Source organism: Pseudomonas sp. S07E 245 (genome assembly GCF_019599025.1).
Classification (GTDB): Bacteria; Pseudomonadota; Gammaproteobacteria; order Pseudomonadales; family Pseudomonadaceae; genus Aquipseudomonas; species Aquipseudomonas shirazensis.
Genome location: NZ_CP080625.1, coordinates 5,030,223 through 5,054,792, shown reverse-complemented (window position 1 = coordinate 5,054,792; position 24,570 = coordinate 5,030,223). Strand labels below are relative to the sequence as shown.

Genomic DNA, 24,570 nt, shown 5'->3' with positions numbered 1-24,570 from the left:
CACCCTCGGACGGCCCACATGACGTTTCGCGTCGAAGTTGTTCACGATCTGATCTACGCCTGCCCAACTGGTCACCTCACTCCTGACCACCTCACCGACCTCGACCACCGCACCTGGACCTGTCGCAACTGCCGGCAATCGGTGTTCATCACAATGGGTACCGCCCAAGGCCAGCGCTATACCGTCGAGCGAGTGCCCGCCCAGAACGTGCGCCTTGGAGATTACCTAGTCTGTCGAATCCATGCCGACCACGCGGCGTTGCAGGTCACCCACTCGGCTGAACACACCACCAAACCCGGTTACCAGTACCTGCGCATCGAGGCACATGGTCCGCTGTCGGTGACCCGGGCGCAGTACCTCAATTGCATTCGTGGCTGACCCCTACCCTGCCCCCACTGCTGACCAGGAGTTAGCAGTTTTATGCCAAACGCGGCGGCATTGAGGTTGCCGGCTTACATGGCTTGCGGGCGACCGCAGCAACCAGTCCTCTAGAGCATGAGGCCGACTCACAAGGTTCAGGCTTGGCTAGACAATGCCAACCCGCATCTACAACCTCCGACAACAGCGCCCAGAAGACTCTCCGACTTTCAAGGTTCGCAACTGAGCCCTGAGAGGTCCTCAACAGCAAAAAAATGAGCGCAAGCCCGTCTCGCTACGCCCCTCTTCCCACACCCTACACCCGTCAGCACACCGAGCACACCGAGCACGCCGAGTACATTCAGCACAGCGAGCACCGAAATTAAAAAATAAATCCATCAAAAACAACAAGTTACAGACATTCCATGCGCGAAATCGCGCAATACAAATACTTGAACTATGCTCATATCAAGCATTTAAGCTAGCCGTATAGTTCATTCGCGTGCATCGAAATGCGCGATATGAGCGTGAAATGACGGTTTGCCATCATCAACGAATGACGGGAAACTGGCCCCAACAGAAATCGAATAAGGGCTGCACAATGGCCAACGCAAAACAGTCAGCAAAACGCCGCTTAACAATGGCGGAGCGTGCTCAGCAACTGATGGAGGTCCACTTCCCCAACATTCCCGATGCACTGAAATGGACGCGAAAAACCCACGATGGTTTCAGCACGATTCCTCGAACCCTGCCCATTGCAATGCAGATTATTGACGCCGATTCGAAAGGGCAGCCTGCCGGGCACGTTTTGTTTTGCCTATGGGCACGGATGCCCGATCATCCGGTCATCATGATCGAGAACCCTAGCACGTTTGCTGCTGAAGCGGGATTTCTCGGGGAGCGGGCTGTGGACACCTGGCGTCGCCGGATGAAGAAGCTCCGGGAGCTGAACTTCATCATGACCAAGCCAGGCGCATCCGGCGAATTTCACTATGTGATGCTCACCAACCCAAACGCTGCGGTGGAATGGATGCGTAATCATGGGAAGGTTCAGGATGGCCTGTATGGCCGCTTCATTGAGCGACTGCCAGAAATCGGTGCCTATGGCGATATCGAGGCACTCCACGCCTATTGGGAAGCGCTCAAAAAGGCAGAAAAAGCGGCTGCGACTGCTGCCGCAAAAACCGCTAAGCAGAATTCGGCTCCCCCACCGCCACCTACTACATCCACCACGACCAAACGGCCCCGGAAAACTAAGGCTAACGCCTAGGTGAGTCTGAGGAATCGGGTGCAACGCTAGAGTGAAAACCTATGAAGGGAGGCCGTGTGCGGATAGCTAGGAGAAGAGTCATGGGCATCGAGTGCTAATCACCCACCTCGATGCCCTCAAAATGAAAGCCCTGGACCAGCTGAGGGTCGAGTCTTGACCGGCCAGGGCTGTGGTGGTGCAACGCTAGAGTGAAGACCTGCTAGGGGAGGCCGTATGCGGATAGCTAGGAGAAGAGTCATGGGCGTCGAGTGCTAATCCACCCACCTCGGCGCCCCAAAAATGAAAGCCCTGGACTGGCTGAGGGTCGAGTCTTGACCGGCTAGGGCTGTGGTGGTGCAACGCTAGAGTGAAGACCTGCTAGGGGAGGCCGTATGTGGATAGCTAGGAGAAGAGTCACGGGCATCGAGTGCTAATCCACCCACCTCGATGCCCTCAAAATGAAAGCCCTGGACCAGCTGAGGGTCGAGTCTTGACTGGTCAGGGCTGTGGTGGTGCAAGGCCAGGGTGCTAGACCTCGCAAGGAGTCTAGCACTTCTTTATCCTTCTTCGGCAGACACCGGCAATCCTTGAAAGAGTGCGACGGCCCTTTTTACAACGTCTCGCTTCTGTTACATGCTTGATCTTGCGCCCCCAAAGTAGCACCCATCCTCAGTGTGCATTGCTAGCTTTTCTCAAGCAGGCGCCTGTATCTCCAATAGTTGTGGCTCTTCTCAGGTTCGCAAGTAGATCAGCTTCGCTGACCTTTCCATTCCGAACGCTTGTGATCTCTGCCTTTTTGAGCCAAAGGTGACCCTCTTTACTGTTATTGGGGATGACAGTGATGACGATATCCACCGCCGGGCTTCCTGAAAACGTCCCCGACACCTCTGGCTTTGTGAAGTTGAAGGTAAGCTCATCATCGTCTGTTGCCGGGACGCTTTGAGCGGCGACAATCGGGGCTCCTGCCCGCGCCGCGATTGGAAACTTAGCCGAGTAAAGTGCAGTGCCGTTGTGTACCTGCTTGGTTATCTCCAAAAAGTATTGCTCCCTATCCGTGGCGCTGGACGGAGTCGTGCAGTCTTCACCCTCTGCGGCGAAATACTTTCCCTCGAACGCATAATCGCCCTGCCAACATCCAGCTACAGACACAGATACCATAGCCAGTAACGCCAATTTCCATTGCTTCACCCAGCACGCCCCTGATGACAATGTGCCATTCTTCCATTTAGCTCTCGCCAAAGCTACGGCATACGCCTACAGCATTGAGTTGCTGCACAAACAGTTGGCAGCGAAATTCGTCCAGACATAAAAGCGCCGGCATCCAGTACAGGCGGATGACGGAGCCCTCCGTGGCCACAATGACCCGACGCGCTGCCATCTGCCTCCACGACCAGGAAGGAAACATCGCAGAGAGCACCAGATGCTCCTGCAGATCCGCTCGCATCATGGTTTGCGCTCACCATTCGTTTCTTGACGCTCAATCAACTTGGCCACTCCCCACAACCCCGCGCCTAGCACTGCCAGAACGACGATCAACCACAGGGGAACCAAACGGTGAGCCCCTAGCCAGAAACCCGCGCAGGCACACACAACTGTGACCCAAAACTGCTTCATACCGACCTCCAGCCTCATTTGAAGCCGAAGTTACCCCCATCTGAGGGTATGTCATTGCGCTTTAGAAGAAATGCTGAATTCCCCCAGTGAGATTTGAGGATGCCGTTACGATTTCTTGAGAGGCCGCGAGGTGCGCCAGGGAAATATCAGGGTGCCACAGGATATGAAGATGAATCCTAACGGCCTTTCACTGGTGCGGCAGTGGCGCCATTAGTTGGCACGAATACATGTCGATGGTGGCGCTAGGTTTCGAGGGGATCATTGACGGGCAGCCCAGATGTGACTCACTGACATGCTGAAGGTGAAGCGGTGCGGCCTAATACTGGGGCGAGACGAAACTTGAGATTTCTGCCGGGGACATGCAGCAGCGCTAGAGCTCCTGCGAAATGGGGGCTTGTGCAGACCACTTCATTTTTGCGGCGCTACACGCTGCACCATTGCTCGCCATTCCTGCACGCTGGGGCGTTCCTGCATGCGCGTGTGCCACTCACGCAGAACCCTGCATTCCTCGGGCACCGCACCCGTTTGATTTGAAGGTGCCAGGCTATCTGCAGAGAGCATTTCTCAGTTCAGATCAATGTTGGCGGCGGAGCATGGGTGAGCGCGTCGTCCCGGCATATCGCGCGACGATCCGCACCGGATCGCCGGCCATGACCTCGACTTTTGCTTCGTAGCTTTGCAGGTATCGATACCTGCCCCTGTGAGAGCACCACGACGGGTTCCGGCACTCAGGGTATGGCCTCAAGCACACAGATCACAAGATATGGCCATGTTTGACAATGCGCGTATTGACGTCAGACGTACCGCCGGGCTGAACGCCCTGTAATCTCATATCTGTGTTGTGCCGCAGCTATATTTCGGGCTCTCACCCACGCCACGAACCATTTCCAGCAAGGCCCTCACCCGCAGCGGCAGATTTCCGGCCGGGTAAACCGCATGCATCTGTGGGCTCTCGCCGCTGCTGGAGGTGAGTTTGTAGTCAGGGCAAACCCGCACCAAGCGCCCCGCCTCCACTTCGGGCTCTGCCATCCAATCGGCCAAGCGGGCGATCCCGACGCCCGCCATGGCTGCCTGGAATACCGCCAGACCGGAACTGAAACGAAATTTCGGATGAACCCGAAAGCTGATGGCTTGCCCCTCGCTGCGAAAATTCCACTCTTTGAGAATCCGCGGCGCCGTATGCAGGATCAGCGAATGCGACTCCAGCGCCTCGATAGAGTCGGGCACGCCTTTGCGCTCCAGGTACCCGGGGGCGGCATACAGATGGCGTGAGTAACTCCAGAGCGGGAAACCGATCAAGTCGCTGGATTGTGGAAATGCCCCGCGGATCGAGAAGTCCAGTTTGCTCTTGGCCGGGTCGATGATCTCATCGGTGAAAATCACATCGATGTTGACGTCCGGATAACGCTCGCAGTACTCCGCGATCAACCTAGGCAATACCCCATGTCCAAGTACCTCGGGGGCGGAAAAACGGATCCAGCCGGAGGCCAGGCCGCTGAGACCGGCCAGGTCTTCATCCACCTCGCGTTGCAGTTCGAGCATTTTGTAGGCGTGGGGTAACAAGCACTCACCCGCCTCAGTCAGGCTCACGGTATTGGACGAGCGATTGAACAACTTGAGCCCGACACTTTCCTCCAGGGCTTGAATGGCGCGGGTCAGTGCACTAGGGGAACGCCCCAAGGCCCGTGCCGCGGCGACGAAGCTGCGCTTGCGAGCTACGGCCGCAAAGGCTTCAAGTTCCGCCAACATGTTCAATGCCACGCTCCACCTCATTGCACTTTTCACAATGCGGCATTGCAACACAGAAAAAGCCCTTCCGTTAACCTTCCCGTCAGCCCAGATCAGCATGTCCTCTGATTGCAGCGATATGCGCCACCCACCTAGATAGTCAGAGCCTTAGTTCATGGTCGATATTGTCATCCTTTGCGTGTTCGCTTTCGCTGCCGGCCTGATCGATGCGGCGGTGGGTGGCGGCGGACTGATCCAGATACCCGCGCTGTTCAACGTACTACCCAGCGCTCAACCGGCAGCGCTGCTGGGTACCAACAAGGTCGCGGCCGCCTGCGGTACAGCATTCGCGGCCCGGTCCTTCATACGCAAGGTGGTGATCGACTGGGGGCTTGTGATCCCTGCGGCCTGTGCGGCCTTTGTCATGGCGTTCTTAGGCGCCGCCACGGTATCTTTCGTACCGCAGTCAGTGATGCGGCCGGCAGTGCTGGTGCTGATTGTGCTGATGGCGATCTATACCTTCTGGAAAAAAGACTTCGGCGCCCTGCATAAACCTATGCGCATCGGTACCAAGGAAAAGCTGCTGGCGATCGTCATCGGCGGCGCCATCGGTTTTTACGATGGCCTGTTCGGGCCCGGCACTGGCAGTTTCCTGATCTTCCTGTTTATTCGCTGCTTCGCCTTCGACTTTCTGCACGCCTCGGCATCGGCCAAGCTCGTGAACATAGCGACCAATATCGCGGCACTGATGTTCTTCATTCCGACGGGTAACGTGCTCTACCTGATCGCGATCCCCATGGCTGCGTTCAACATTCTCGGAGCGCTCACTGGCACCTGGCTGGCGGTTCACAAAGGCGTGCCTTTTGTCCGAGCGCTATTCCTGGTGTTATTACTGATCCTGATCAGCAAACTGTCTTACGACGTGTTCCTCTAGATCTCTGGTCTTTCCGCAACGACTTGCAGTCATACCCCTGGCTGACAGGCTTTGAAAAAGTAGCGACCGGATGCTGCCTCCTCGCTTGGTAACTTTTGCAGTCGTGACTACTTGAAGGCAACGCGTCCAGATCTGTAGGCATAAAACGGACTCCTGGCCGGTGGGTGTGGACAGACGCCAGCACTTCAACTTGCTGGCCTGCGCAGGCCGGCGGCTCCGTGAATAGACTTCTAAACGAGGACATCAGAAACAGCAAAGCCCGCAGTAGGCGGGCTCTTGGGTATTGCTTGGAGAGTTTCAGACTTCTGTAATCTGATGTCATGGTGCCGGAGACAGGAATCGAACCTGCGACCTTCGCGTTACGAGTGCGCTGCTCTACCGACTGAGCTACACCGGCGTGTTGCGAACGTACCACTAGCCGCAACGCTTAGGCAAACCCCTACTTCTCCTCAATCCCGCAGGCGCGATTCACAGCTCAAGATCGCCCGCGCGGAGGGCAACAGACCAAAGCACAGCCTCAGCCAGCCTTACACCCCGAAGGCGCCAAATCCTCTTCAATACCGGTACTACAAACCCACCCCGCTGCCGACCGGCTCAGGGTAATCACCTTGCCCACCACATTCCCCGGCGCTTCCACCAGCGTGCAGGCAATACTCCCCACCCCACTGGCCGCAACGCCACTGGCCGCAATCGCACAATGCGCGGTGGTCGCCTGCCCGCCCAGCGAGGCCACATCGGGCACGTCTTTGCCTTCATTCAAACGCAAGTCCATCGCTGTCTTCAGCGCAGATATCTCCAGCAACCCGGCCGCGGCCTTGGTACGAGCCTGGTGATTCGTGTACATCGGCACGGCGATGGTGGCGAGGATGCCGATGATTGCGACGACGATCATCAGTTCGATCAGGGTGATGCCTTGTTGGGCTTTCATGAACGCGTTTCCTTGTTGATTCGGCTGAGCCTTCATCCACTGTGGACGTCAGCCTTTCAGGCGCGCAGTAGGCCTCAACAGACACCTTTTGTCACCCCTGCTCGGCTGGACGTCATGTTCGCTGAACTACTCTAGTGAGCATCTTCACAACCCGCCCATGGATGGGCGCGGCAAGCTGTTACCGGGCTTGTCGCATCAGCCGCAAGGAGCTGTGCATGAGTACCACATCGCGTATTTACACCTGGGAGGGCACCGACCGCAGCGGTGCGCGGGTCAGCGGCCAGTGCGAGGGGCGTAGCCCGGCGTGGGTGCGGGCTGGGCTGGTGCGGCAGGGCATCAGCATTGCGCGGCTGCGTCCGGTTGGTGGCTGGCAGCTGAGTTGGCCGCAGCGGCGGGGTAAGCCGGATGCGGCGGGCTTCAGTCGGCAGTTGGCGACGCTGCTGAAGGCGGGGGTGCCGTTGTTGCAGGCGTTTGAGGTGATGGGGCGCAGTGGTGGCGACGAGGGCCTGGGGCGGTTGCTGGTGAAATTGCAGCAGGATGTGGCAGCGGGGTTAGGATTGGCGGATGCGTTGCAGCGCCAGCCGCTTTGGTTTGATCGGCTGTACTGCAACCTGGTGCGGGTGGGTGAGCAGTCGGGCAAGCTGGATGGGCAGCTGGAGGAGCTGGCGAACATGCTTGAGCAGCGTCAGGCGCTGCAGCGGCGGGTGCGCAAGGCGATGATTTATCCGTTGCTGTTGTTACTGACGGGGCTGGGGGTTTCGGCGCTGCTGCTGCTGGAGGTGGTGCCGCGCTTTCAGGGGTTGTTTGCCGGTTTTGACAAGAGCTTGCCGGCGTTCACCCAGTGGGTGCTGGACTTGTCCACAGGGCTGGCGCGGCATGCGCCTTGGCTGGGGGCATTGATGGTGTTATCCACAGTGGCGCTGCGTTGGCTGTATCGGCACAACGCTGTGGCGCGCTTGTGGATATCTTTGCGGGTGCTTGAGGTGCCGGTGCTGGGGCGGTTGCTGGCGCAGGCGGCACTGGCGCGTTTTGCCCGCAGTTTGGGCACAGCGTACACAGCGGGGGTGCCATTGCTGGATGCGTTGGCGACAGTGGCGTCGGTCAGTGGTGGCGTGGTGCATGAGCAGGCGATCTTGCGTTTGCGCCAGGGCATGGCAAATGGGCTGGGGTTGCATCAGGCGATGAGTGCGGATCGGTTGTTTCCGCCGTTGTTGGTGCAGCTTGCGGCCATCGGCGAATCCAGTGGCACGCTGGACCAGATGCTGGGCAAGGCCGCCAGTCATTATGAAGAGCAGGTGAGCCAGGCGCTGGATCAGTTGACCGGCCTGCTCGAGCCGGCCATCGTGCTGATCCTCGGGGTACTGGTCGGTGGTTTGGTGGTGGCGATGTATCTACCGATTTTCCAGTTGGGTAGTTTGGTCTGAATATGAATCTGTGGACGCTTTTGACCGCACAGCCGGTTTATTTCACCTGTTTGGCGACACTGCTGGGCTTGCTGGTGGGCAGCTTCATCAATGTGTTGGTGCACCGTTTGCCGATCATGCTGGAACGGCAGTGGCAGCGTGAAGCGCAGGAGGTGCTGGAGTTGCCGGTCGCCGAACATGGGCGGTTTGATCTGGCGCTGCCGGCTTCGCATTGCCCGCACTGTGGGCATCGGATCCGGGCTTGGGAGAATATTCCTGTGCTCAGTTACCTGCTGCTGCGTGGACAATGCGCGGGCTGCAAGGGCGCGATCAGCAGGCGTTACCCGCTGGTGGAGCTGGCCTGCGCCGGGCTGTCGCTGGTGGTGGCATGGCACTACGGGCCTGGGCTGCAGGCGCTGTCTGCGCTGTTACTGACCTGGTGCCTGCTGGCATTGAGCTTGATCGACAGCCAGCATCAGTTGCTGCCCGATGTGCTGGTGCTGCCGATGCTGTGGATCGGTTTGATGCTCAATGCCACGGGTATGTTCGTGCCATTGCCGGACGCGCTGTGGGGCGCGGTGATGGGCTACCTGAGCCTGTGGACGGTGTTCTGGCTATTCAAGCTGGTGACCGGCAAGGACGGCATGGGCTATGGCGACTTCAAGCTGCTGGCGTTGTTCGGCGCCTGGGGTGGCTGGCAGGTGCTGCCGTTGACGCTGCTGTTGTCATCGCTGGTGGGGGCGTTGATCGGCCTGTGTTTGCTGCGTTGGCGTAACGCTTCGCTGTGCACGGCGATGCCGTTTGGTCCGTATCTGGCAATTGCGGGGTGGATTGCTGTGCTCTGGGGTGATGAAATGTACGCCTCTTACCTGCAACTGCTTGGAATCTGATGACCACTGCGGCGTTTTCCCCTTGGATCCTGGGCCTGACCGGCGGCATCGGCAGTGGCAAGAGCGCTGCGGCCGAGCGTTTTGTCGAGCTGGGTGTGCACCTGGTCGACGCTGATCAGGCTGCGCGCTGGGTGGTCGAGCCTGGGCGGCCAGCGTTGGCCAGTATCGTCGAGCGCTTTGGCGCGGGCGTGCTGCAAGGCGATGGCCAGCTCGATCGAGCGGCACTGCGCCAGCTGATTTTTGCCGACCCTGAACAGCGGCGCTGGCTTGAAGCGTTGCTGCACCCGTTGATCGGGCAGGAGATCTTCAGCTACCTGGCCAAGGCCGAGTCGCCCTATGCGGTGTATGTTTCGCCGCTGTTGATCGAGTCGGGGCAGTATCGCAAGACCCAGCGCGTGCTGGTGATCGATGTGCCGCAGGCGCTACAAGTGCAGCGTACATTGCAGCGCGACGGCACCAGCCCTGAGCAGGTGCAGGCGATTCTGGCGGCTCAGGCGACCCGCGAGGAACGTTTGCGGCATGCCGACGATGTGCTGGTGAATGATCGCGATGTGCCTTGGCTGCACGAGCAGATCGACCAGTTGCACCACTTTTACCTGACTTTACGAGGAGGCCAGCCATGAGCCAGCCGTTGTCCGTTGATTGCCCAACCTGTGGCGCACCTGTGGAATGGACCGAGGCCAGCGTCAACCGGCCGTTTTGCTCCGACCGCTGTAAATTGATCGACCTTGGCGCCTGGGCGGCTGAGGAACACAAGATTGCCGGCGCGCCGGAATCGGAAGATGAGTTGTATTCGGCTGATCTGGAGCCACGTCACTGAGTCCATGCCTGGGTGATGGGCCTCAGCGCTCGTCATCCTTCCACGGCGCCTGCAGGTAGCGGGTGCGGTTGAAGGTCTCCAGCCATTCCGGGCAGAACACCACCAGTGCACTGATGACCATGCCGTTGATAAAGGCTTCGGGAAACATCATCAGCCACAGGTAACCGACAAAGTCCGTCAGCCACTCGGGCATGGCGAACAGGCCATCGACCCAGAGCAGGCCCAGCGCAGCCGTCAGGCACAGCAGGGCTGACAGCGCAGCGGCGAAAAAGCCTGAAAATATATAGATGAACAGGTTACGCGGCTGCGCCCGCTCGACCAGGATCGCGCAGGTTTCGGTAACCAGCACCGGCAGGCCGACGATCAGCAGGCCGTTGATGCCGAGCGCGGCCCAATCCTGCCGGCCGAGCGACAACAGCCCGAGTTGAGCGATGAAGCCGGCGATGATCGCCAACGGCCAGTCGAGCAGCAGGGTTACGGCAGTCATGCCGATGAAGTGGTAGGAGACGCCGGTGTCGAAGTCGCGACGAACCAGCCATAACGCAAACAAGGCGAATATCGCGCCGAACAGCAGGTGTTGGCGGCGACGATCGCTGCACAGTTCGATCCAGCTGCTGCGCCATATGGCCCAGAGCAGCAGTGGCAGGTAGGCCAGCCAGCCGAGGGTGAGGCTGGTGGTGGACAGGACCTGTGCACTGATCACGTTTGATGTCTCCTGTGTTGACTATCCATTCTTCCAAACCTGGCGCGCTCGGCGTAGGAGCGGCCTTGTGTCGCGAAAGGGCTGCGCAGCGGCCCCACATTTTCAGCTTCGCCGCTGATATCGCCGGGCCAGCTTCGCTGGCCTTTCGCGACACAAGGCCGTTCCTACGGGACCGCGTTGACCTGGAGGTGGGCTGATTTACATCGGTAAACAACATCTTACCTTCACAGATTAGCGGCTAAGCTTGAGCCATGGATGACTCAGATTACCTGCGCCTGCTTACTATCCAGGCCGAACAGGCCAATGCCTTTCTGTCCAATGCCCGCAAATGGGAACGCGAGCGTTGGGTCTGCCAGCGCCTGCTGCAGGGGCTGAACATTCCCTACCGCAACGAAGACTTCACCCCCGCCGGGCAGGAACCGCCGGACGTGCTGTTTCGCGACGCGGCATTCGAGGTATTTTTCGTGCTAGATGAGGGTCGGCGGCTGAATGACGAGTGGCGCGAAGAGCTGCAACGGCGGCGCAGTGCTTTCTCGCTGAGCCAGCTGGTACGCCGCGAAGCCCGGCCCAGACGCATCAGCGCGCAGGAATTGCTGCTGCGCCTGGCACCAACCTTGCGCAAGAAAGCCCACAATTACCGCGAGCGCGGCCTGGAGCTGAACGAGCTGGATATCATCGCTTTTGCCAGCCTCAAGCGTGAAGTGCTCGACCTGAACAGCCATTTCCCGCCGCCGACCGAATACCTGCGCCAGGGCTGGCGGTCGTTGTCGCTGGTCGGACCAACCTTTGCCCGAGTGCTGTTCGCCCACCCGGACGCGCCGGATTTTCTGCGCGGTAACCTGGGACGCAGTATCGTTTTCGATGTCGGGATCAGTCTTTGATCCAGTGCCGAGAGTCTTTGCAGCGGCGTAAACTCGGCGGCATACACAGAAAGTATTATCATTCGTTGCTGCCTGGTGCACGAACCCTGTAGCGTTCGTGCAGTCTCAAGCGTCTATCTGACGAGGCCCACCATGACCAGCCGCCTGAATCCTGAAGATCAGCGTCGCGTCGATGAGTATCTCAAAGCCCCTCAGCACCAAGTCGAGCGCAGACCTTTTCGGCCATGGCTGCTCCTGGCGCTGGTGGTGGCAGTGACCATCGGTCTGGGCCTCTTGAGTCGTTTGTTGAGTGGACTGGTGCTATGAGCTGCGTTGCGCTCGCCCTCCCCTCGGCCACGACGCCGGCCCTCAGGGCCAAGCATTCGTTTAACCTTATGAGATATCTCCATGACACATCGCATCGTGATTGTCGGCGGCGGCGCCGGCGGCCTGGAACTGGCGACCCGCCTGGGTAAAAGCCTGGGCAAGAGCAAAAGGGCCGAAATCACCCTGGTCGACGCCAACCTGACCCACATCTGGAAACCGCTGCTGCACGAAGTGGCGGCCGGCTCGCTGAACTCTTCGGAAGACGAGCTCAACTACGTCGCCCAGGCCAAATGGAACCACTTCAACTTCCAGCTCGGCCGCATGAGTGGCCTGGAGCGTGAGAGCAAGCAGATCCAGCTGGCGGCCACCCTCGATGAAGACGGCCGCGAGCTGCTGCCAGCGCGCACCCTGGGCTACGACACCCTGGTAATTGCAGTTGGTAGCAATACCAATGATTTCGGTACCTTGGGCGCGGCGCAGCACTGCTTGTTCCTCGACAGCCGCAAGCAGGCCGAGCGCTTCCATCAGCAGCTGCTCAATCACTACCTGCGCGCCCATGCCGGTAATGCAGCGGGCGAAAAAATCAGCGTGGCCATTGTCGGTGCCGGCGCCACGGGCGTCGAGCTGGCCGCTGAGCTGCACAACGCCGCGCACGAGCTGGCCGCCTACGGCCTGGACAAGATTCAGCCGCAAGACATGCACATCACACTGATCGAAGCCGGCCCGCGGGTGTTGCCGGCATTGCCTGAGCGCATCAGCGTGCCAGTGCACAAGACCCTGGAGAAACTCGGGGTAACGGTGCTGACCAACGCCTCGGTCAGTGAAGTGACCGAAGATGGCCTGAAAACCGCCTCCGGCGAAGTCATCCAGGCCAGCCTCAAAGTGTGGGCGGCAGGTATTCGCGCGCCGGGCTTCCTCAAGGATATCGACGGCCTGGAAAGCAACCGGATCAACCAGCTGGTGGTGCGCCCTACCCTGCAGACCACACTGGATGACGATATCTTCGCCTTTGGCGACTGCGCTGCATGCCCACAACCGGGCAGCGACCGCAATGTGCCGCCTCGCGCGCAGGCTGCGCACCAGCAGGCCTCGATGCTGGCCAAGAGCCTGAAAGCCCGCCTCGACAACAAGCCGCTGCCAACCTATGCCTACAAGGATTACGGCTCGCTGGTCTCGCTGTCGCGCTTCTCGGCAGTGGGCAATCTGATGGGTAACCTGACCGGCAGCGTGATGCTGGAAGGCTGGCTGGCGCGGATGTTCTATGTGTCGCTGTACCGCATGCACCAGATGGCGCTGTATGGCGCGTTCCGTACGGCGATGCTGATGATTGGCAGCAAGATCGGCCGCGGCACCGAACCGCGACTCAAGCTGCACTGATGTAAAAACTGCCGGGCCGCAGCCATGCGGCCCCGGTGGCTACGCCTCGCTAACCGCCTCTCCTGCCGCTTGCTGACTCCGCCATATAACGGCTCGGCACCTCGCCCAACACCCGCTTGAAAACAGTCGCAAAGGCACTTGAGCTGCTGTAGCCAAGCGCTATTGCCACCTGCGTGACTGGCTCGCCGTTGCCCAACCTGATCACCGCCGCGTGCAGGCAAGCCTGTTGCCGCCATTCGATGAAGCTGATGCCGGTCTGCGCCCTGAACAGGCGGGTGAACGTGCGCCGGCTCATGGCCGTGCGCTGGGCCATGGCATCAATGCCGACCTCCAGTGAAGGCTGCTCGAGAAACTCGCGGCAGGCCTGCGCCAGCCGCGGCTCTTGCGGCAGTGGCGCATTCAGCGACAGCGCCGGCATGGCGGCGATCTCATGCAACAACAGGCCCATCAGGTGGCCATCACGCCCCTCTGCGGCATACAGCGCAGGGACCTCAATCGCCTTGTCCAGCAACTGCCGTAGCAGTGCAGATACACCGTACACCTGGCACTCCTCCGGCAAGCCCAAAGCCAGTGCAGCAGGCTCGCGGATATAGGTGTTGAGCATGGTGACCGGGCCACGCATGTGCATGGCATGACCCAGCCGCGCCGGCACCCAGATAGCCCGCTGGGGCGGCACCACCCAATTACCCCTGTCGGTAAACACGGTGATGACGCCACATGAGGCGTAGGCAAACTGCCCGCGCTGATGGCTGTGCGCGGCAAATACCTGGCCGTCGGCGTAATCACGCACCGTCACCACCGCATCACGCGGGACGTTCTGGTAAGGATCAAGACCGAGAGATTCTTTCATGGCCTGATTTTAATGATAGTTGGCCTCAAGCTGAAAGCAGGCCAGCGCCATTTCTCGCATATTTCCCGCTCTCGCGCCTGTGCGCTCGTTGTTCCGGGGAAAGTCTGACAATGCAGAAAAAGCACCTGTGCCTGGCCGTCATGGTCACGGCCATCTGGGGGTTGAACTTCCCCATCACCAAGCTCGGCCTGGCCGAGATCGATCCGCTGCTGCTGACCGCGCTGCGCTTCAGCCTTGCCGCCCTGCCTTGGGTATTCGTGGTCAAGCGGCCGCAGGTAAGGTTTCGCTGGCTGGCCGGCTACGGCTTGATCTTCGGCGTGGCCATGTGGGCGCTTATCAACAAGGGCATCGCCTTGGGCGTACCACCTGGCAGTGCCTCGCTGCTGATTCAGCTGAGTGCGTTTTTCACCCTGGGCTGGGGCGTATTGTGGTTTGGCGAAAGCCTGAATCGACCACAACTGATCGGCATATGCCTGGCGGCTCTTGGCCTGTTCGGCGTGCTGGTGGATGGCTCAGGCACCGTCAGCACTGTCGGTTTAGCGCTGGTAATCGCCAGCGCCCTGGCCTGGAGCATCGGCAATGTACTGATCAAAAAGTCGAAGGTGCAGGAAATCTTTGCTTTTGTGGTCTGGGCCAGCCTGTTCCCGCCAATCCCGCTATTAGTGCTGACCTGGCTTGCACACGGCTCAGCACCATTCACCGCGCTGCCGGCCCAGTTGCACGGGTTTACCTTGTTTTCGCTGGCGTTTCAGGTATACGGCGCGACGCTGTTTTGCTACTGGGGCTGGAACCTGCTGCTACGCGAATACCCTGTATCACAGGTAGCACCGCTGTCGCTGCTGATCCCGCTGTTCGGCATCGTCAGTTCGATGCTGATACTGGGGCAATGGCCAAGTACATTGGGGTTGGCGTCGATGCTGCTGATCTTGCTGGCGCTCGCCGTCGGAGCACGCCCTGGAAAGGCTGTGCAGGCAGGTCGGCAAGGTGGCGGGGGCAGGCGGGAAAACCTGCAGAGATAAAATTCAGACAAAGAAAAAGGGCACCTCAGTCGAGGTGCCCTTCTCTTGCATGGTGGGTCGTGTAGGATTCGAACCTACGACCAATTGGTTAAAAGCCAACTGCTCTACCAACTGAGCTAACGACCCGGAATATGGTCGGGGTGAGGGGATTCGAACTCCTGACATCCTGCTCCCAAAGCAGGCGCGCTACCGGACTGCGCTACACCCCGAAAGTGAAACTGTACAAAAGCAAACACTAGACGAAGAAAAAGGGCACCTCAGTCGAGGTACCCTTATCTTACTGGTGGGTCGTGTAGGATTCGAACCTACGACCAATTGGTTAAAAGCCAACTGCTCTACCAACTGAGCTAACGACCCGGAAAATGGTCGGGGTGAGGGGATTCGAACTCCTGACATCCTGCTCCCAAAGCAGGCGCGCTACCGGACTGCGCTACACCCCGAAATGGCTCCGCGACCTGGACTCGAACCAGGGACCCAATGATTAACAGTCATTTGCTCTACCGACTGAGCTATCGCGGAACTAAACTTCGATCTTCCGATCTCGAAGGCTGTTTAAGCTTCGATCCCTTCAACACTCTGCATTTCTGCGTTTGCGTCTCTGAGGCCGGCTATTCTACATCCTTCGTTTTGCTTGTCAACCCCCAATTTGCATTCAACTTACTGATTTGCAAACTGTTTTCAGATCGTCGTTACCGCTGGCGATCTGCTTAGTGGCTGACAGCGGGGCGTATATTAGGAGCACTCGATTTTAGATGCAAGCATAAATTTCAATAATTTTACGGGCTTGCCGCGAGCCCCCGTAAATTGGGGGTTTTGCCGGGATTATCAGTAGCTTACGAGCGCCCTACGAGCCAACTGGAGGGCAGAAAACGCTGCTGAATCTCGCTTCGGGATGGGCAGAATAATCGTCGTGGCAGGCGTTGTTCTCAGGGTCAAAGCTGTTTTTGGGTAAAAAAACCCAGAAAATTTTCAAAAAAAAGCCCCGCACGTGCGGGGCTCAAGATTATTTTTTATTCGAAGACTATTTCTTCGCCTTCGACCTTGGCGGTAATCGTCGTCCCCGGCATGAACTGCCCTGCCAGGATCAACTGCGCCAGCGGGTTTTCGATCCAGCGCTGGATCGCGCGCTTCAGTGGACGTGCGCCATACACCGGGTCGTAGCCAATCGCGATCAGCTTGTCGATCGCCTCCGGGCTCAGCTCCAGCGACAGCTCGCGCTCGGCCAGACGGCTGCGCAGACGGCCCAGCTGGATCTCGGTGATACCGGCGATCTGCTCACGGCCCAGCGGCTCGAACACCACCACCTCGTCGATCCGGTTGATGAACTCCGGCCGGAAGTGGTTACCCACCGCGTCCATTACCGCCGCACGCTGCGCCTCACGGTCGCCGACCAACTCCTGGATCTGTGCCGAGCCGAGGTTGGAGGTCATCACGATGACCGTGTTGCGGAAGTCCACCGTACGGCCATGGCTGTCGGTCAGGCGACCGTCTTCAAGCACTTGCAGCAGCACGTTGAATACATCCGGGTGGGCCTTCTCGACCTCGTCCAGCAGCAACACTGTGTACGGCTTGCGGCGCACGGCTTCGGTCAGGTACCCGCCCTCTTCGTAACCTACATAGCCTGGTGGAGCACCGATCAGGCGAGCCACGGAATGTTTCTCCATGAACTCGGACATATCGATACGCACCATGGCCTCTTCGGTGTCGAACAGGAACTCGGCCAAGGCCTTGCACAGCTCGGTCTTACCCACGCCAGTCGGGCCAAGGAACATGAACGAACCACTTGGCCGGTTCGGGTCAGACAGCCCGGCCCGCGAACGGCGCACCGCGTTGGCCACGGCGGTCACGGCCTCGTGCTGGCCAATCACGCGCTGGTGCAGCAGCGCTTCCATTTTCAGCAACTTGTCGCGCTCGCCTTCGAGCATCTTCGACACCGGGATGCCGGTCCACTTCGAGACCACTTCGGCGATCTCTTCCTCGGTGACCTTGTTGCGCAGCAGCTGGTTCTCGCTCTTGCCGTGCTGGTCGACCATCTGCAAGCTGCGCTCCAGGTCCGGGATCACCCCGTACTGCAGCTCGGCCATACGGCTCAGGTCGCCTTTGCGGCGGGCAGCTTCAAGCTCCTGACGGGCTTGCTCGATCTTTTGCTGGATCTGCGCCGAGCCCTGTACTTCGGCTTTTTCCGACTGCCAGATCTCTTCCAGGTCGGAGTACTCGCGCTCCAGCCGCTGGATTTCTTCGTGAAGCTTCTCGAGGCGTTTTTTCGCCGCCTCGTCTTCTTCTTTTTTCAGCGCCTGGGATTCGACCTTGAGCTGAATCAGACGACGGTCGAGACGGTCGAGCACTTCAGGCTTGGAGTCGATCTCCATACGGATGCGGCTGGCCGCTTCGTCGATCAGGTCGATGGCCTTGTCCGGCAGCTGGCGATCGGTGATGTAGCGGTGGCTGAGCTTGGCCGCGGCAATGATCGCACCGTCGGTGATGGCCACCTTGTGGTGCACTTCATAGCGCTCTTTCAGGCCGCGCAGGATGGCGATGGTGTCTTCCTCGCTTGGCTCCTCGACCAGCACCTTCTGGAAGCGTCGCTCGAGCGCCGCGTCCTTCTCGATGAACTGGCGGTACTCGTTGAGCGTAGTGGCGCCAACACAGTGCAGCTCGCCACGGGCCAGTGCCGGTTTAAGCATGTTACCGGCGTCCATGGCGCCCTCGCCTTTACCGGCGCCAACCATGGTGTGCAGCTCGTCGATGAACAGAATGATCTGCCCTTCCTGCTTGGACAGCTCGTTGAGCAGGCCTTTGAGGCGCTCTTCGAATTCGCCGCGGTACTTGGCGCCAGCGATCAGCGCACCCATATCCAGGGCGAGCAGGCGCTTGCCTTTAAGGCCGTCCGGCACTTCGCCATTGATGATGCGCTGGGCCAGGCCTTCGGCGATGGCGGTTTTACCCACGCCAGGCTCGCCGATCAGCACCGGGTTGTTCTTGGTCCGGCGTTGCAATACCTGCACGGTGCGGCGGATTTCGTCGTCACGGCCGATCACCGGGTCAAGCTTGCCTTCTTCGGCACGCTTGGTCAGGTCGACGGTGTACTTGTCCAAGGCCTGACGCGACTCTTCGACGTTGGCGTCGTTGACGGCCGCACCGCCACGCAGGTTATTGATGGCGTTTTCCAGGGCCTTCTTGCTCACGCCCTGGCCGAGCAGCAGCTTGCCGACCTTGCTGTTCTCGTCCATGGCCGCCAGCAGCACCAGTTCGCTGGAGATGAACTGGTCACCCTTCTGCTGGGCCAGACGGTCGGCCTGGTTGAGCATGCGCGCCAGGTCCTGCGACATGTTGACGTCGCCGGTCGGGTTCTGGATTTTCGGCAGCTGGTCGAGCTCTTTGCTCAACGCCTTGCGCAGGCTGTTGACGTCAAAGCCGACCTGCATCAACAGCGGCTTGATCGAACCACCTTGCTGGTCGATCAGTGCTTGCAGCAGGTGCAGCGGCTCGATGGCCGGGTGGTCCATGCCCACCGCCAGGGATTGCGAGTCAGATAACGCTAATTGCAGTTTGCTGGTTAATCGGTCTATTCGCATGGGGATACCTTCCTAAATAAGGGCAGGCCGGAGCGATGGACACACCTGATGAAGAAAACCTGCCAGAGATGACTAATAGATAAGGCTTATTCTGGGAGTTTCAAGCTTAGCGGGGTTGATCGAGATCAGTTACGGGAATGTCCTACAAGAACGATGACTGCATGAGGAGCTGGCAATGCTGGGGCGCTTTGCGCCCCTTTCGCGACACCAGGCCGCTCCTACAGGTAGAACGCGGTCCCCTGTAGGGGCGGCCTTGTGTCGCGAAAGGGCTGCAACGCAGCCCCGGCGCTCTCAAATCAGACGCAGAGCGGATCGAGCCAAACCAGCGAAGCGAAGCGCCCACCCTGCGGGGTGCGCCGATAGGAATAGAAGCGTGGGTCGCTGACCGTGCACAGGCCACCACCGTAAACAGCTGTGACGCCGCGCGCCGCGAGGCGGATGCGTGCCAGCTGGTAGATGTCGGCCAGCAGTTTGCCCGGACGCTCACCCGGCACGAATGCCTCGGCGGCTTGCGGGTGCTCGGCAGTGAAGGCGTCACGGACTTCTTCGCCTACTTCGAATGCGCTCGGGCCAATGGCCGGGCCGAGCCAGACCAGCACCTGATCGGCCGGCACTGCCAGGCGCTCAAGGGTAGCCTCGAGCACGCCGCCCGCCAGCCCGCGCCAGCCGGCATGGGCTGCGGCAACGCGGGTACCGGCGCGATCGCAGAACAACACTGGCAGGCAGTCGGCGGTCATCACCGTACAGGCAATGTGCGCCTGGTCGGTCCAGCTCGCATCGGCTTCCATCACCTGCGCCGGGTCAGCGTCAGCCACCACCACGCCGTGGACTTGCTTGAGCCAGGCGGGATGAATGTCGAATTGCTCACTGAGGCGTCGGCGGTTTTCACTGACGGCAGCCGGGTCGTCGCCGACATGATCGCCGAGGTTGAAGCTGTCGTACGGCGGCAGGCTGATGCCACCCGCACGGGTGGTGACGCAGGCGCGCACCGTGGCCGGGGCTGGCCAATCAGGGCGCAGCAACTGCGTCAGACCGTTCATCCGATAAAGCTGTCGCGGTCTTCCTGGAGCAGCTCCAGCAAGCCGACGAAGTCTTCCGGCAGGGCCGACTTCCATTGCATCCGCTCACCCGTGAGCGGGTGATCGAGGGCGAGGAAGCGTGCGTGCAGGGCCTGACGCGGGAAGGTCTTCAGCGCAGTGACCATTTCCGGCTCGGCCGCAGGCGGGATGCGGAAGCGACCGCCGTAGGTCTGATCACCAATCAGCGGATAGCCGACGTGGGCCATGTGCACGCGGATCTGGTGCGTACGGCCGGTCTCCAGCTTGACCCGCACATGGGTGTGCGAACGGAAGCGGGTGAGCACGCGGTAGTGACTGACGGCAGGCTTGCCGGTCTCGGTCACCGCCATGCGCTGACGCGAGCCACCGTGGCGGCCGATCGGGGCGTTGATGGTGGCACCGGAGGTGACCACGCCAATCACGATGCACTCGTAGATGCGGCTGACACTGCGGCTCTGCATCTGCTCGACCAGCTTGGTCTGCGCCTGCAGGGTCTTGGCCACCACCATCAGGCCGGTAGTGTCTTTGTCCAGGCGGTGGACAATGCCCGCACGCGGCACGTTGACGATGTCTGGCACGTGGTGCAGCAAGGCATTGAGCAGGGTGCCATCGGCATGCCCGGCAGCCGGGTGGACAACCAGCCCGGCAGGCTTGTTGATCACCAGGATCTGCTCGTCTTCGTAGACGATGTTCAACGGGATGTCCTGGGCGATCCACTCGCCCTGGGCTTCCTGCTCGGCCTCAAGGACCAGCTTGGCACCGCCATAGACCGGATCGCGTGGACGCACGACTTGACCGTCGACCGTCAGACGGCCGTCCTTGATCCAGGTGGTCAGGCGCGAACGCGAGTACTCGCCGAACAGTTGGGCGGCGATCTGGTCGAGGCGCTGGCCGCCCATTTCGGACGGGACCTCTTCGCTAAGTTGGATGATCTCGGACATGCTCGATTCGGCTGGCGCACAGCCTTTGGTTTCAACTGCGCGCTTGTGGTTAAATACGGCTTCTTTTGCCCTGGGGTCAACCCGGGGGCGCTCATCATAACAGGACGGCACCGCCCAAGACAGCGGCCGTCAAAGGACGCAAGCCGCCATGCAAGTGAAACACCTGCTGCTGATCGCCCTCCTCGGGCTTACCGCTGCCTGTTCCTCGAACAAGGAAGTGATTGACGAGAACCTCAGCGAAGCCGAGTTGTACCAGCAGGCGCAGGCCGACCTGGACAACAAGAGCTACACCAGTGCCGTCAACAAGCTCAAGGCCCTGGAATCGCGCTATCCGTTCGGCCGTTACGCCGACCAGGCCCAGCTCGAGCTGATCTACGCCAACTACAAGAACACTGAGCCAGAGGCTGCCAAGTCGGCTGCCGAGCGCTTCATCCGGCTGCACCCGCAGCATCCGAACGTCGACTACGCCTATTACCTCAAGGGCCTGACTTCGTTCGACCAGGACCGTGGCCTGCTGGCGCGCTTCCTGCCGTTGGACATGACCAAGCGTGACCCGGGCGCTGCCCGCGACTCCTATAACGAGTTCGCCCAGCTGACCAGCCGCTTCCCCAACAGCCGCTACGCGCCTGACGCCAAGCAGCGCATGATCTACCTGCGCAACCTGCTGGCCGCCTATGAAATCCACGTTGCCGACTACTACATGAGCCGCCAGGCCTATGTCGCTGCGGCCAACCGTGGCCGTTACGTGGTCGAGAACTTCCAGGAAACCCCATCGGTCGGTGACGGCCTGGCGGTGATGGTCGAGGCTTACCAGCATCTGCACCTGGACGAGCTGGCCAATACCAGCCTGGAAACCCTCAAGCTCAACTACCCAGATCACCCAAGCCTGGTCGACGGCAGCTTCGAGCCCAAGCAAGCTGATGGTGATCAGCGTTCGTGGCTGTCCAAGGCGACCCTGGGCCTGATCGAGACCGACACGCCGCTGCCGCCAGGTGAGACCCGCGCCAATCAGGACGTGGTTCGCCAGTTCAAGGATGCCCGTTCGGAGATTCCGCAAGACTTGCTGCCTAAAGATGAAGACGGTGATCCGATTCTGCCGGCCGGTCCGAAAGAAGCCGAAGAGAGCCGTTCGTGGTTCAGCTACGCGACCTTCGGTCTGTTTGATTGATTTGATACAGGCTGCCCTTGTAGGAGCGGCCTTGTGTCGCGAAAGGGCTGCGCAGCGGCCCCACGATCTACGCAGCGCCGCAGAATTGCTGGGCCCGCTGCGCAGGCCTTTCGCGACACAAGGCCGCTCCTACACACAGCAAGCACGATGTCGGAAAAACAAAAAAGAAAGGGAAGCCCAAGGCCTCCCTTTTTTTTTGCCCGCGTCCTAGACTGTCGGCTCTTCTCCTCGACCAAGCTGGACACCATGGTTCGCCTACTTTTCTGGATCGCCCTGATCGCCGCCGCGTTCTGGCTGTGGCGCAAATTCAAGCTCAGCCAGCAGGCGCGCCCCGCGCAGCGCCTGGATGACCCGCTGACCATGGTGCGCTGCGCGCACTGCGGCGTGCACCTGCCCAATGACCGGGCGCTGCACCGTGGCAATCAGTGGTACTGCAGCCCAGCCCATCTGCAGCAAGGCCCGAAAGACTGATCAACGGTCTGCTCCGGCGAAGCCGCTGTAACCCAGTTACAGCGGCTTTTTCATGCCCGCCCGCTGAACACACATACCCGTAGCCGACCCATCCGCTCCATTTACGACCCCCTCCCCGCCTCAACTCTTGACCCCTCGGCCGCAAATTCGCTAAATCCTATTTATCCGCATAAATATGAAAAATAGCCCGCATGCTCAAACCCAAGCGCAAACGTCAGAAGCTGTCGGACATGATCGTCGAGTCGGTCAAGCGCTCGATCGTCACCGAGGCGCTGCACCCCGGTGATCGGCTGCCGACCGAGCGCGAGTTGATGGAGCACTTCGAATGTTCCAAGGGCACCGCCCGCGAGGCGCTCAAGGCGCTCGAGGTCGAGGGCCTGGTCAGCACCCGCACCGGCCCGAGCGGCGGCGCCTACCTCAATGAAGTCGGCACCGAACCGGCCAGCCGTGCGCTGCGCAACTACCTGCATTTTCAGCACCTGGATGGCGAGCAGGTGTACCAACTGCGCAAAGTCATCGAGGTCGAGCTGGCGGTTTCAGTGATGGGCCGCCTCAGCGAGGCCGACTACGCCGCGCTGCAAGCCAACATCGATTTCTGCAGCACCCCGGAAGACAGCGAAGAAGGCCAGCGCGAGCAGCGTTTGGCCGAGCTTGAGTTTCATACCCTGCTGGCCGGGCGCTGCGCCAACCCGCTGCTGAGCTTCATGGCGGTGTTTCTCAACGACCTGCTGCGCGACCTGGTGGTGCTGAAAAAAGCCTACCTGCCCAAGCGCCAGCAGTTCGCCGCGGCCAACATCGACTACCACAAGCAGCTGCTCGACGCCCTGCGCGCCAACGATGAAGCCGCCGTGCGCCGCTTGATGCACGAGCACATGTGCGACGCCGAACACCACATGACTGCGCTGGAAGGCGAAGTCGCCCGCAATTTCCTCCTGGAGTTCAGCCACAACCACTGATTCGCCTGGACAGAGGCCTGCACACAGGCCCGGCCGTACCCGCTTTGTCATTGCCACTCCTGCCTAATAACCACAAACAAGGAGTTACTCATGCAAAGACGTACCCTGCTCAAAGCAGGCCTTGCCCTCGGCGCCCTCGGCAGCCTCCCGTTGGGAGCGTCGCGGGTGTTCGCCGAGCAACCGTTGACATTCTATGGCCTCAAGTCGATGTCCGGGCCGTTTGCCAGTTACGGCAAATACGCCGACATGGGCTCGCGCCTGGCGATTGCCGAGCACCCGCAGCTGCTCGGCCAGCCGCTCAAGTACAAGGTCATCGATACCGAGGGCAACGCCGGCAAGGCGGTACGCAAGGTCCAGGAAGCCATCGGCCAGGACGGAGCGCGGTTCTTTCAAGGCTGCACGCTGTCGTCCTCGGCGCTGGCGGTGTCGAAGGAAATCAACAAGGCCGGCGGCGTGTTCATGACCCCGGTCGGAGCCGACGAGATCACCGGCAAGGACTGCAACAGCTCTACCTTTCGCTGGTCGGTGCCGACCTACGGCGCCATTCGCGAAACCCTGGTGCCGCTGATCAAGCTGCTGCCCGAGGCCAAGCGCTGGTACACCATCACCCCGCAGTACGTGTTTGGCGATGCCCTGCTGGACAACGCACGCAAGGTCTTCAGCGAACACGGCATCGAACACATCGGCAACAGCTACCACTCGCTGCAGGAGCAGGAGTTCTCCGGCTACCTGACCAACGCCATTGCCGCCAAGCCGGACGTACTGGTGCTGCTCAACTTCGGCAGCCAGTCATCCAATGCCCTGCGCCAGGCGGTCAACTTCGGCATCAAGGATCGGATGAAAGTGCTGCTGGTGTGGTCGGCCGGGCTCGATCAATTCCAGGAGCTGGGCAGCGATGTACTGGAAGGCGTGTACCTCGGCGCGCAGTATTGGCATCAGGTCGACACCCCGCTCAACCGCGAGCTGGTCGCGGCCACGCGCAAGGCCTACGGCATCAACCCCAATTACCCGCTGGCGGCCGACTACATCGGCACCCGGGTCATGCTCGAAGCCATCATCAAGGCCAACAGCCTCGACGGCGCCGCAGTGTCCAAAGCCCTGCAGGGCATGAGTTTCCAGGGCCCGACCGGCGACGAGCTGATCCGCCCGGGTGACCATCAGGTGCTCAAGGACTACTACCTGCTGCGCGGCAAACCTCAAGCGCAGATGCGTGATGACGATGACCTGGCCGAAGTGCTGCACGCCGGCCGTTCGTTCATCGAGGTCTCTCAAACCGGTTGCGCCCTGGCCTGACGCCACGCCTTCCCACTCGACAAAATTGCAGGCGCGCGGCGCGCTGCAG

At 60.3% G+C, this 24,570-nt stretch carries 23 protein-coding genes, 6 tRNA genes and 1 pseudogene; 16 read left to right on the top strand and 14 right to left on the bottom strand.

Annotation, left to right across the window (positions count from 1 at the left end; all coding sequences use genetic code 11):
• Window positions 1–18: 18 nt before the first annotated feature.
• From K3F44_RS23215 to K3F44_RS23210, 3 genes and pseudogenes are all read left to right on the top strand, one after another.
• Window positions 19–378 carry a hypothetical protein gene (locus tag K3F44_RS23215; RefSeq protein ID WP_220633040.1) on the top strand — a complete coding sequence of 120 codons (360 nt, stop codon included), beginning with the start codon at window positions 19–21 and terminating at the stop codon, window positions 376–378.
• Window positions 379–419: 41 nt separating this feature from the next.
• Window positions 420–604, top strand: a pseudogene (locus K3F44_RS24920) (integrase); the annotation flags it as partial.
• A 354-nt stretch (window positions 605–958) separates the two neighbouring features.
• Window positions 959–1,627: a hypothetical protein gene (locus K3F44_RS23210; RefSeq protein ID WP_220633039.1), complete on the top strand. Its 669-nt coding sequence runs from the start codon at window positions 959–961 to the stop codon at window positions 1,625–1,627.
• A gap of 648 nt (window positions 1,628–2,275) precedes the next feature.
• On the opposite strand, the gene K3F44_RS23205 is transcribed toward K3F44_RS23210, so the two are convergent.
• Together K3F44_RS23205 and K3F44_RS23200 are read right to left on the bottom strand one after the other, a co-directional pair.
• Window positions 2,276–2,794, bottom strand: coding sequence for a hypothetical protein (locus K3F44_RS23205; RefSeq protein ID WP_220633038.1), 519 nt, complete (start codon window positions 2,792–2,794; stop codon window positions 2,276–2,278).
• A gap of 1,254 nt (window positions 2,795–4,048) precedes the next feature.
• Window positions 4,049–4,981: a LysR family transcriptional regulator gene (locus tag K3F44_RS23200; RefSeq protein WP_220633037.1), complete on the bottom strand. Its 933-nt coding sequence runs from the start codon at window positions 4,979–4,981 to the stop codon at window positions 4,049–4,051.
• Window positions 4,982–5,123: 142 nt separating this feature from the next.
• On the opposite strand from K3F44_RS23200, the gene K3F44_RS23195 reads away from it, so the two are divergent.
• The gene (locus tag K3F44_RS23195; RefSeq protein ID WP_220633036.1) at window positions 5,124–5,882 is read left to right on the top strand and encodes a TSUP family transporter; all 759 of its coding nucleotides are present in this window, start codon (window positions 5,124–5,126) and stop codon (window positions 5,880–5,882) included.
• A 321-nt stretch (window positions 5,883–6,203) separates the two neighbouring features.
• Here the strand turns inward: K3F44_RS23195 and K3F44_RS23190 are convergent.
• A tRNA-Thr gene (locus K3F44_RS23190) sits at window positions 6,204–6,279 on the bottom strand.
• A gap of 120 nt (window positions 6,280–6,399) precedes the next feature.
• Window positions 6,400–6,810, bottom strand: coding sequence for a pilin (locus K3F44_RS23185; RefSeq protein WP_188035292.1), 411 nt, complete (start codon window positions 6,808–6,810; stop codon window positions 6,400–6,402).
• Between the two features lie 215 nt (window positions 6,811–7,025).
• On the opposite strand from K3F44_RS23185, the gene K3F44_RS23180 reads away from it, so the two are divergent.
• The 4 genes from K3F44_RS23180 to yacG are packed head-to-tail and all read left to right on the top strand — an operon-like array spanning window position 7,026 to window position 9,923.
• Complete coding sequence (locus K3F44_RS23180) at window positions 7,026–8,234, top strand: type II secretion system F family protein (protein ID WP_101316262.1); 1,209 nt, start codon at window positions 7,026–7,028, stop codon at window positions 8,232–8,234.
• Between the two features lie 2 nt (window positions 8,235–8,236).
• Window positions 8,237–9,103 carry an A24 family peptidase gene (locus tag K3F44_RS23175; RefSeq protein ID WP_101316260.1) on the top strand — a complete coding sequence of 289 codons (867 nt, stop codon included), beginning with the start codon at window positions 8,237–8,239 and terminating at the stop codon, window positions 9,101–9,103.
• Complete coding sequence (gene coaE, locus K3F44_RS23170; protein WP_101316258.1) at window positions 9,103–9,726, top strand: dephospho-CoA kinase; 624 nt, start codon at window positions 9,103–9,105, stop codon at window positions 9,724–9,726. Before K3F44_RS23175 ends, coaE begins: the two co-directional genes overlap by 1 nt.
• Window positions 9,723–9,923 carry a DNA gyrase inhibitor YacG gene (gene yacG, locus K3F44_RS23165; RefSeq protein WP_101316256.1) on the top strand — a complete coding sequence of 67 codons (201 nt, stop codon included), beginning with the start codon at window positions 9,723–9,725 and terminating at the stop codon, window positions 9,921–9,923. The genes coaE and yacG overlap by 4 nt, the downstream gene beginning before the upstream one ends.
• A 22-nt stretch (window positions 9,924–9,945) precedes the next feature.
• Here the strand turns inward: yacG and K3F44_RS23160 are convergent, their stop codons facing one another.
• Complete coding sequence (locus K3F44_RS23160; protein ID WP_220633035.1) at window positions 9,946–10,626, bottom strand: energy-coupling factor ABC transporter permease; 681 nt, start codon at window positions 10,624–10,626, stop codon at window positions 9,946–9,948.
• Window positions 10,627–10,877: 251 nt separating this feature from the next.
• Between K3F44_RS23160 and K3F44_RS23155 the strand changes: the two genes are divergently transcribed.
• The 3 genes from K3F44_RS23155 (at window position 10,878) to K3F44_RS23145 (ending at window position 13,190) form a co-directional block, all read left to right on the top strand.
• Window positions 10,878–11,507 (top strand): DUF1780 domain-containing protein, encoded by a 630-nt coding sequence (locus K3F44_RS23155; RefSeq protein ID WP_101316252.1) that lies wholly within the window; start codon window positions 10,878–10,880, stop codon window positions 11,505–11,507.
• Between the two features lie 132 nt (window positions 11,508–11,639).
• Window positions 11,640–11,813 carry a DUF3094 family protein gene (locus tag K3F44_RS23150; RefSeq protein WP_101316250.1) on the top strand — a complete coding sequence of 58 codons (174 nt, stop codon included), beginning with the start codon at window positions 11,640–11,642 and terminating at the stop codon, window positions 11,811–11,813.
• A gap of 81 nt (window positions 11,814–11,894) precedes the next feature.
• Window positions 11,895–13,190, top strand: coding sequence for an NAD(P)/FAD-dependent oxidoreductase (locus K3F44_RS23145; protein ID WP_101316247.1), 1,296 nt, complete (start codon window positions 11,895–11,897; stop codon window positions 13,188–13,190).
• Between the two features lie 49 nt (window positions 13,191–13,239).
• Here the strand turns inward: K3F44_RS23145 and K3F44_RS23140 are convergent, their stop codons facing one another.
• The gene (locus K3F44_RS23140; protein WP_181089066.1) at window positions 13,240–14,040 is read right to left on the bottom strand and encodes a helix-turn-helix domain-containing protein; all 801 of its coding nucleotides are present in this window, start codon (window positions 14,038–14,040) and stop codon (window positions 13,240–13,242) included.
• Between the two features lie 110 nt (window positions 14,041–14,150).
• Here K3F44_RS23140 and K3F44_RS23135 point away from each other — a divergent pair, with 110 nt between their 5' ends.
• Entirely contained in the window at window positions 14,151–15,059 is a 909-nt protein-coding gene (locus K3F44_RS23135) for an EamA family transporter (protein ID WP_220633034.1), read from the top strand.
• A gap of 50 nt (window positions 15,060–15,109) precedes the next feature.
• Here the strand turns inward: K3F44_RS23135 and K3F44_RS23130 are convergent.
• From K3F44_RS23130 to rluD, 8 genes are all read right to left on the bottom strand, one after another.
• Window positions 15,110–15,185 (bottom strand) — tRNA-Lys (locus K3F44_RS23130).
• 6 nt (window positions 15,186–15,191) lie between these two features.
• Window positions 15,192–15,268: transfer RNA gene (locus K3F44_RS23125), tRNA-Pro, on the bottom strand.
• A 72-nt stretch (window positions 15,269–15,340) separates the two neighbouring features.
• Window positions 15,341–15,416 (bottom strand) — tRNA-Lys (locus K3F44_RS23120).
• Between the two features lie 6 nt (window positions 15,417–15,422).
• Window positions 15,423–15,499 (bottom strand) — tRNA-Pro (locus tag K3F44_RS23115).
• Window positions 15,500–15,502: 3 nt separating this feature from the next.
• A tRNA-Asn gene (locus tag K3F44_RS23110) sits at window positions 15,503–15,578 on the bottom strand.
• Window positions 15,579–16,069: 491 nt separating this feature from the next.
• A complete protein-coding gene (gene clpB, locus K3F44_RS23105) occupies window positions 16,070–18,634 on the bottom strand; it encodes an ATP-dependent chaperone ClpB (protein ID WP_101316241.1) in 2,565 nt (854 codons plus the stop codon).
• Window positions 18,635–18,930: 296 nt separating this feature from the next.
• Window positions 18,931–19,674 carry a peptidoglycan editing factor PgeF gene (gene pgeF, locus K3F44_RS23100; protein WP_101316239.1) on the bottom strand — a complete coding sequence of 248 codons (744 nt, stop codon included), beginning with the start codon at window positions 19,672–19,674 and terminating at the stop codon, window positions 18,931–18,933.
• Window positions 19,671–20,633, bottom strand: coding sequence for a 23S rRNA pseudouridine(1911/1915/1917) synthase RluD (gene rluD, locus K3F44_RS23095; RefSeq protein ID WP_101316237.1), 963 nt, complete (start codon window positions 20,631–20,633; stop codon window positions 19,671–19,673). Before rluD ends, pgeF begins: the two co-directional genes overlap by 4 nt.
• A 148-nt stretch (window positions 20,634–20,781) precedes the next feature.
• Here rluD and K3F44_RS23090 point away from each other — a divergent pair, with 148 nt between their 5' ends.
• The 4 genes from K3F44_RS23090 (at window position 20,782) to K3F44_RS23075 (ending at window position 24,521) form a co-directional block, all read left to right on the top strand.
• Window positions 20,782–21,801, top strand: a complete 1,020-nt coding sequence (locus tag K3F44_RS23090) for an outer membrane protein assembly factor BamD (protein ID WP_101316235.1) — start codon at window positions 20,782–20,784, stop codon at window positions 21,799–21,801.
• Window positions 21,802–22,047: 246 nt separating this feature from the next.
• On the top strand, window positions 22,048–22,272 hold the full coding sequence (locus tag K3F44_RS23085; RefSeq protein ID WP_220633033.1) for a PP0621 family protein: 225 nt from the start codon (window positions 22,048–22,050) through the stop codon (window positions 22,270–22,272).
• 191 nt (window positions 22,273–22,463) lie between these two features.
• Window positions 22,464–23,228: a FadR/GntR family transcriptional regulator gene (locus tag K3F44_RS23080; protein WP_101316231.1), complete on the top strand. Its 765-nt coding sequence runs from the start codon at window positions 22,464–22,466 to the stop codon at window positions 23,226–23,228.
• A 90-nt stretch (window positions 23,229–23,318) separates the two neighbouring features.
• Window positions 23,319–24,521, top strand: a complete 1,203-nt coding sequence (locus K3F44_RS23075) for an ABC transporter substrate-binding protein (RefSeq protein ID WP_101316229.1) — start codon at window positions 23,319–23,321, stop codon at window positions 24,519–24,521.
• The last annotated feature ends 49 nt before the right edge of the window (window positions 24,522–24,570 follow it).

What these genes read in the sequence shown, in the direction of transcription:
- K3F44_RS23080 (WP_101316231.1), top strand. Translation starts at nt 22,464, where the DNA reads ATGCTCAAACCCAAGCGCAAACGTCAGAAGCTGTCGGACATGATCGTC.
- K3F44_RS23135 (WP_220633034.1), top strand. Translation starts at nt 14,151, where the DNA reads ATGCAGAAAAAGCACCTGTGCCTGGCCGTCATGGTCACGGCCATCTGG.
- K3F44_RS23090 (WP_101316235.1), top strand. Translation starts at nt 20,782, where the DNA reads ATGCAAGTGAAACACCTGCTGCTGATCGCCCTCCTCGGGCTTACCGCT.
- K3F44_RS23145 (WP_101316247.1), top strand. Translation starts at nt 11,895, where the DNA reads ATGACACATCGCATCGTGATTGTCGGCGGCGGCGCCGGCGGCCTGGAA.
- yacG (WP_101316256.1), top strand. Translation starts at nt 9,723, where the DNA reads ATGAGCCAGCCGTTGTCCGTTGATTGCCCAACCTGTGGCGCACCTGTG.
- K3F44_RS23210 (WP_220633039.1), top strand. Translation starts at nt 959, where the DNA reads ATGGCCAACGCAAAACAGTCAGCAAAACGCCGCTTAACAATGGCGGAG.
- K3F44_RS23140 (WP_181089066.1), bottom strand. Translation starts at nt 14,040, where the DNA reads ATGAAAGAATCTCTCGGTCTTGATCCTTACCAGAACGTCCCGCGTGAT.
- K3F44_RS23215 (WP_220633040.1), top strand. Translation starts at nt 19, where the DNA reads ATGACGTTTCGCGTCGAAGTTGTTCACGATCTGATCTACGCCTGCCCA.
- K3F44_RS23180 (WP_101316262.1), top strand. Translation starts at nt 7,026, where the DNA reads ATGAGTACCACATCGCGTATTTACACCTGGGAGGGCACCGACCGCAGC.
- K3F44_RS23085 (WP_220633033.1), top strand. Translation starts at nt 22,048, where the DNA reads ATGGTTCGCCTACTTTTCTGGATCGCCCTGATCGCCGCCGCGTTCTGG.
- coaE (WP_101316258.1), top strand. Translation starts at nt 9,103, where the DNA reads ATGACCACTGCGGCGTTTTCCCCTTGGATCCTGGGCCTGACCGGCGGC.
- rluD (WP_101316237.1), bottom strand. Translation starts at nt 20,633, where the DNA reads ATGTCCGAGATCATCCAACTTAGCGAAGAGGTCCCGTCCGAAATGGGC.
- pgeF (WP_101316239.1), bottom strand. Translation starts at nt 19,674, where the DNA reads ATGAACGGTCTGACGCAGTTGCTGCGCCCTGATTGGCCAGCCCCGGCC.
- K3F44_RS23175 (WP_101316260.1), top strand. Translation starts at nt 8,237, where the DNA reads ATGAATCTGTGGACGCTTTTGACCGCACAGCCGGTTTATTTCACCTGT.
- K3F44_RS23195 (WP_220633036.1), top strand. Translation starts at nt 5,124, where the DNA reads ATGGTCGATATTGTCATCCTTTGCGTGTTCGCTTTCGCTGCCGGCCTG.
- K3F44_RS23185 (WP_188035292.1), bottom strand. Translation starts at nt 6,810, where the DNA reads ATGAAAGCCCAACAAGGCATCACCCTGATCGAACTGATGATCGTCGTC.
- clpB (WP_101316241.1), bottom strand. Translation starts at nt 18,634, where the DNA reads ATGCGAATAGACCGATTAACCAGCAAACTGCAATTAGCGTTATCTGAC.
- K3F44_RS23075 (WP_101316229.1), top strand. Translation starts at nt 23,319, where the DNA reads ATGCAAAGACGTACCCTGCTCAAAGCAGGCCTTGCCCTCGGCGCCCTC.
- K3F44_RS23155 (WP_101316252.1), top strand. Translation starts at nt 10,878, where the DNA reads ATGGATGACTCAGATTACCTGCGCCTGCTTACTATCCAGGCCGAACAG.
- K3F44_RS23150 (WP_101316250.1), top strand. Translation starts at nt 11,640, where the DNA reads ATGACCAGCCGCCTGAATCCTGAAGATCAGCGTCGCGTCGATGAGTAT.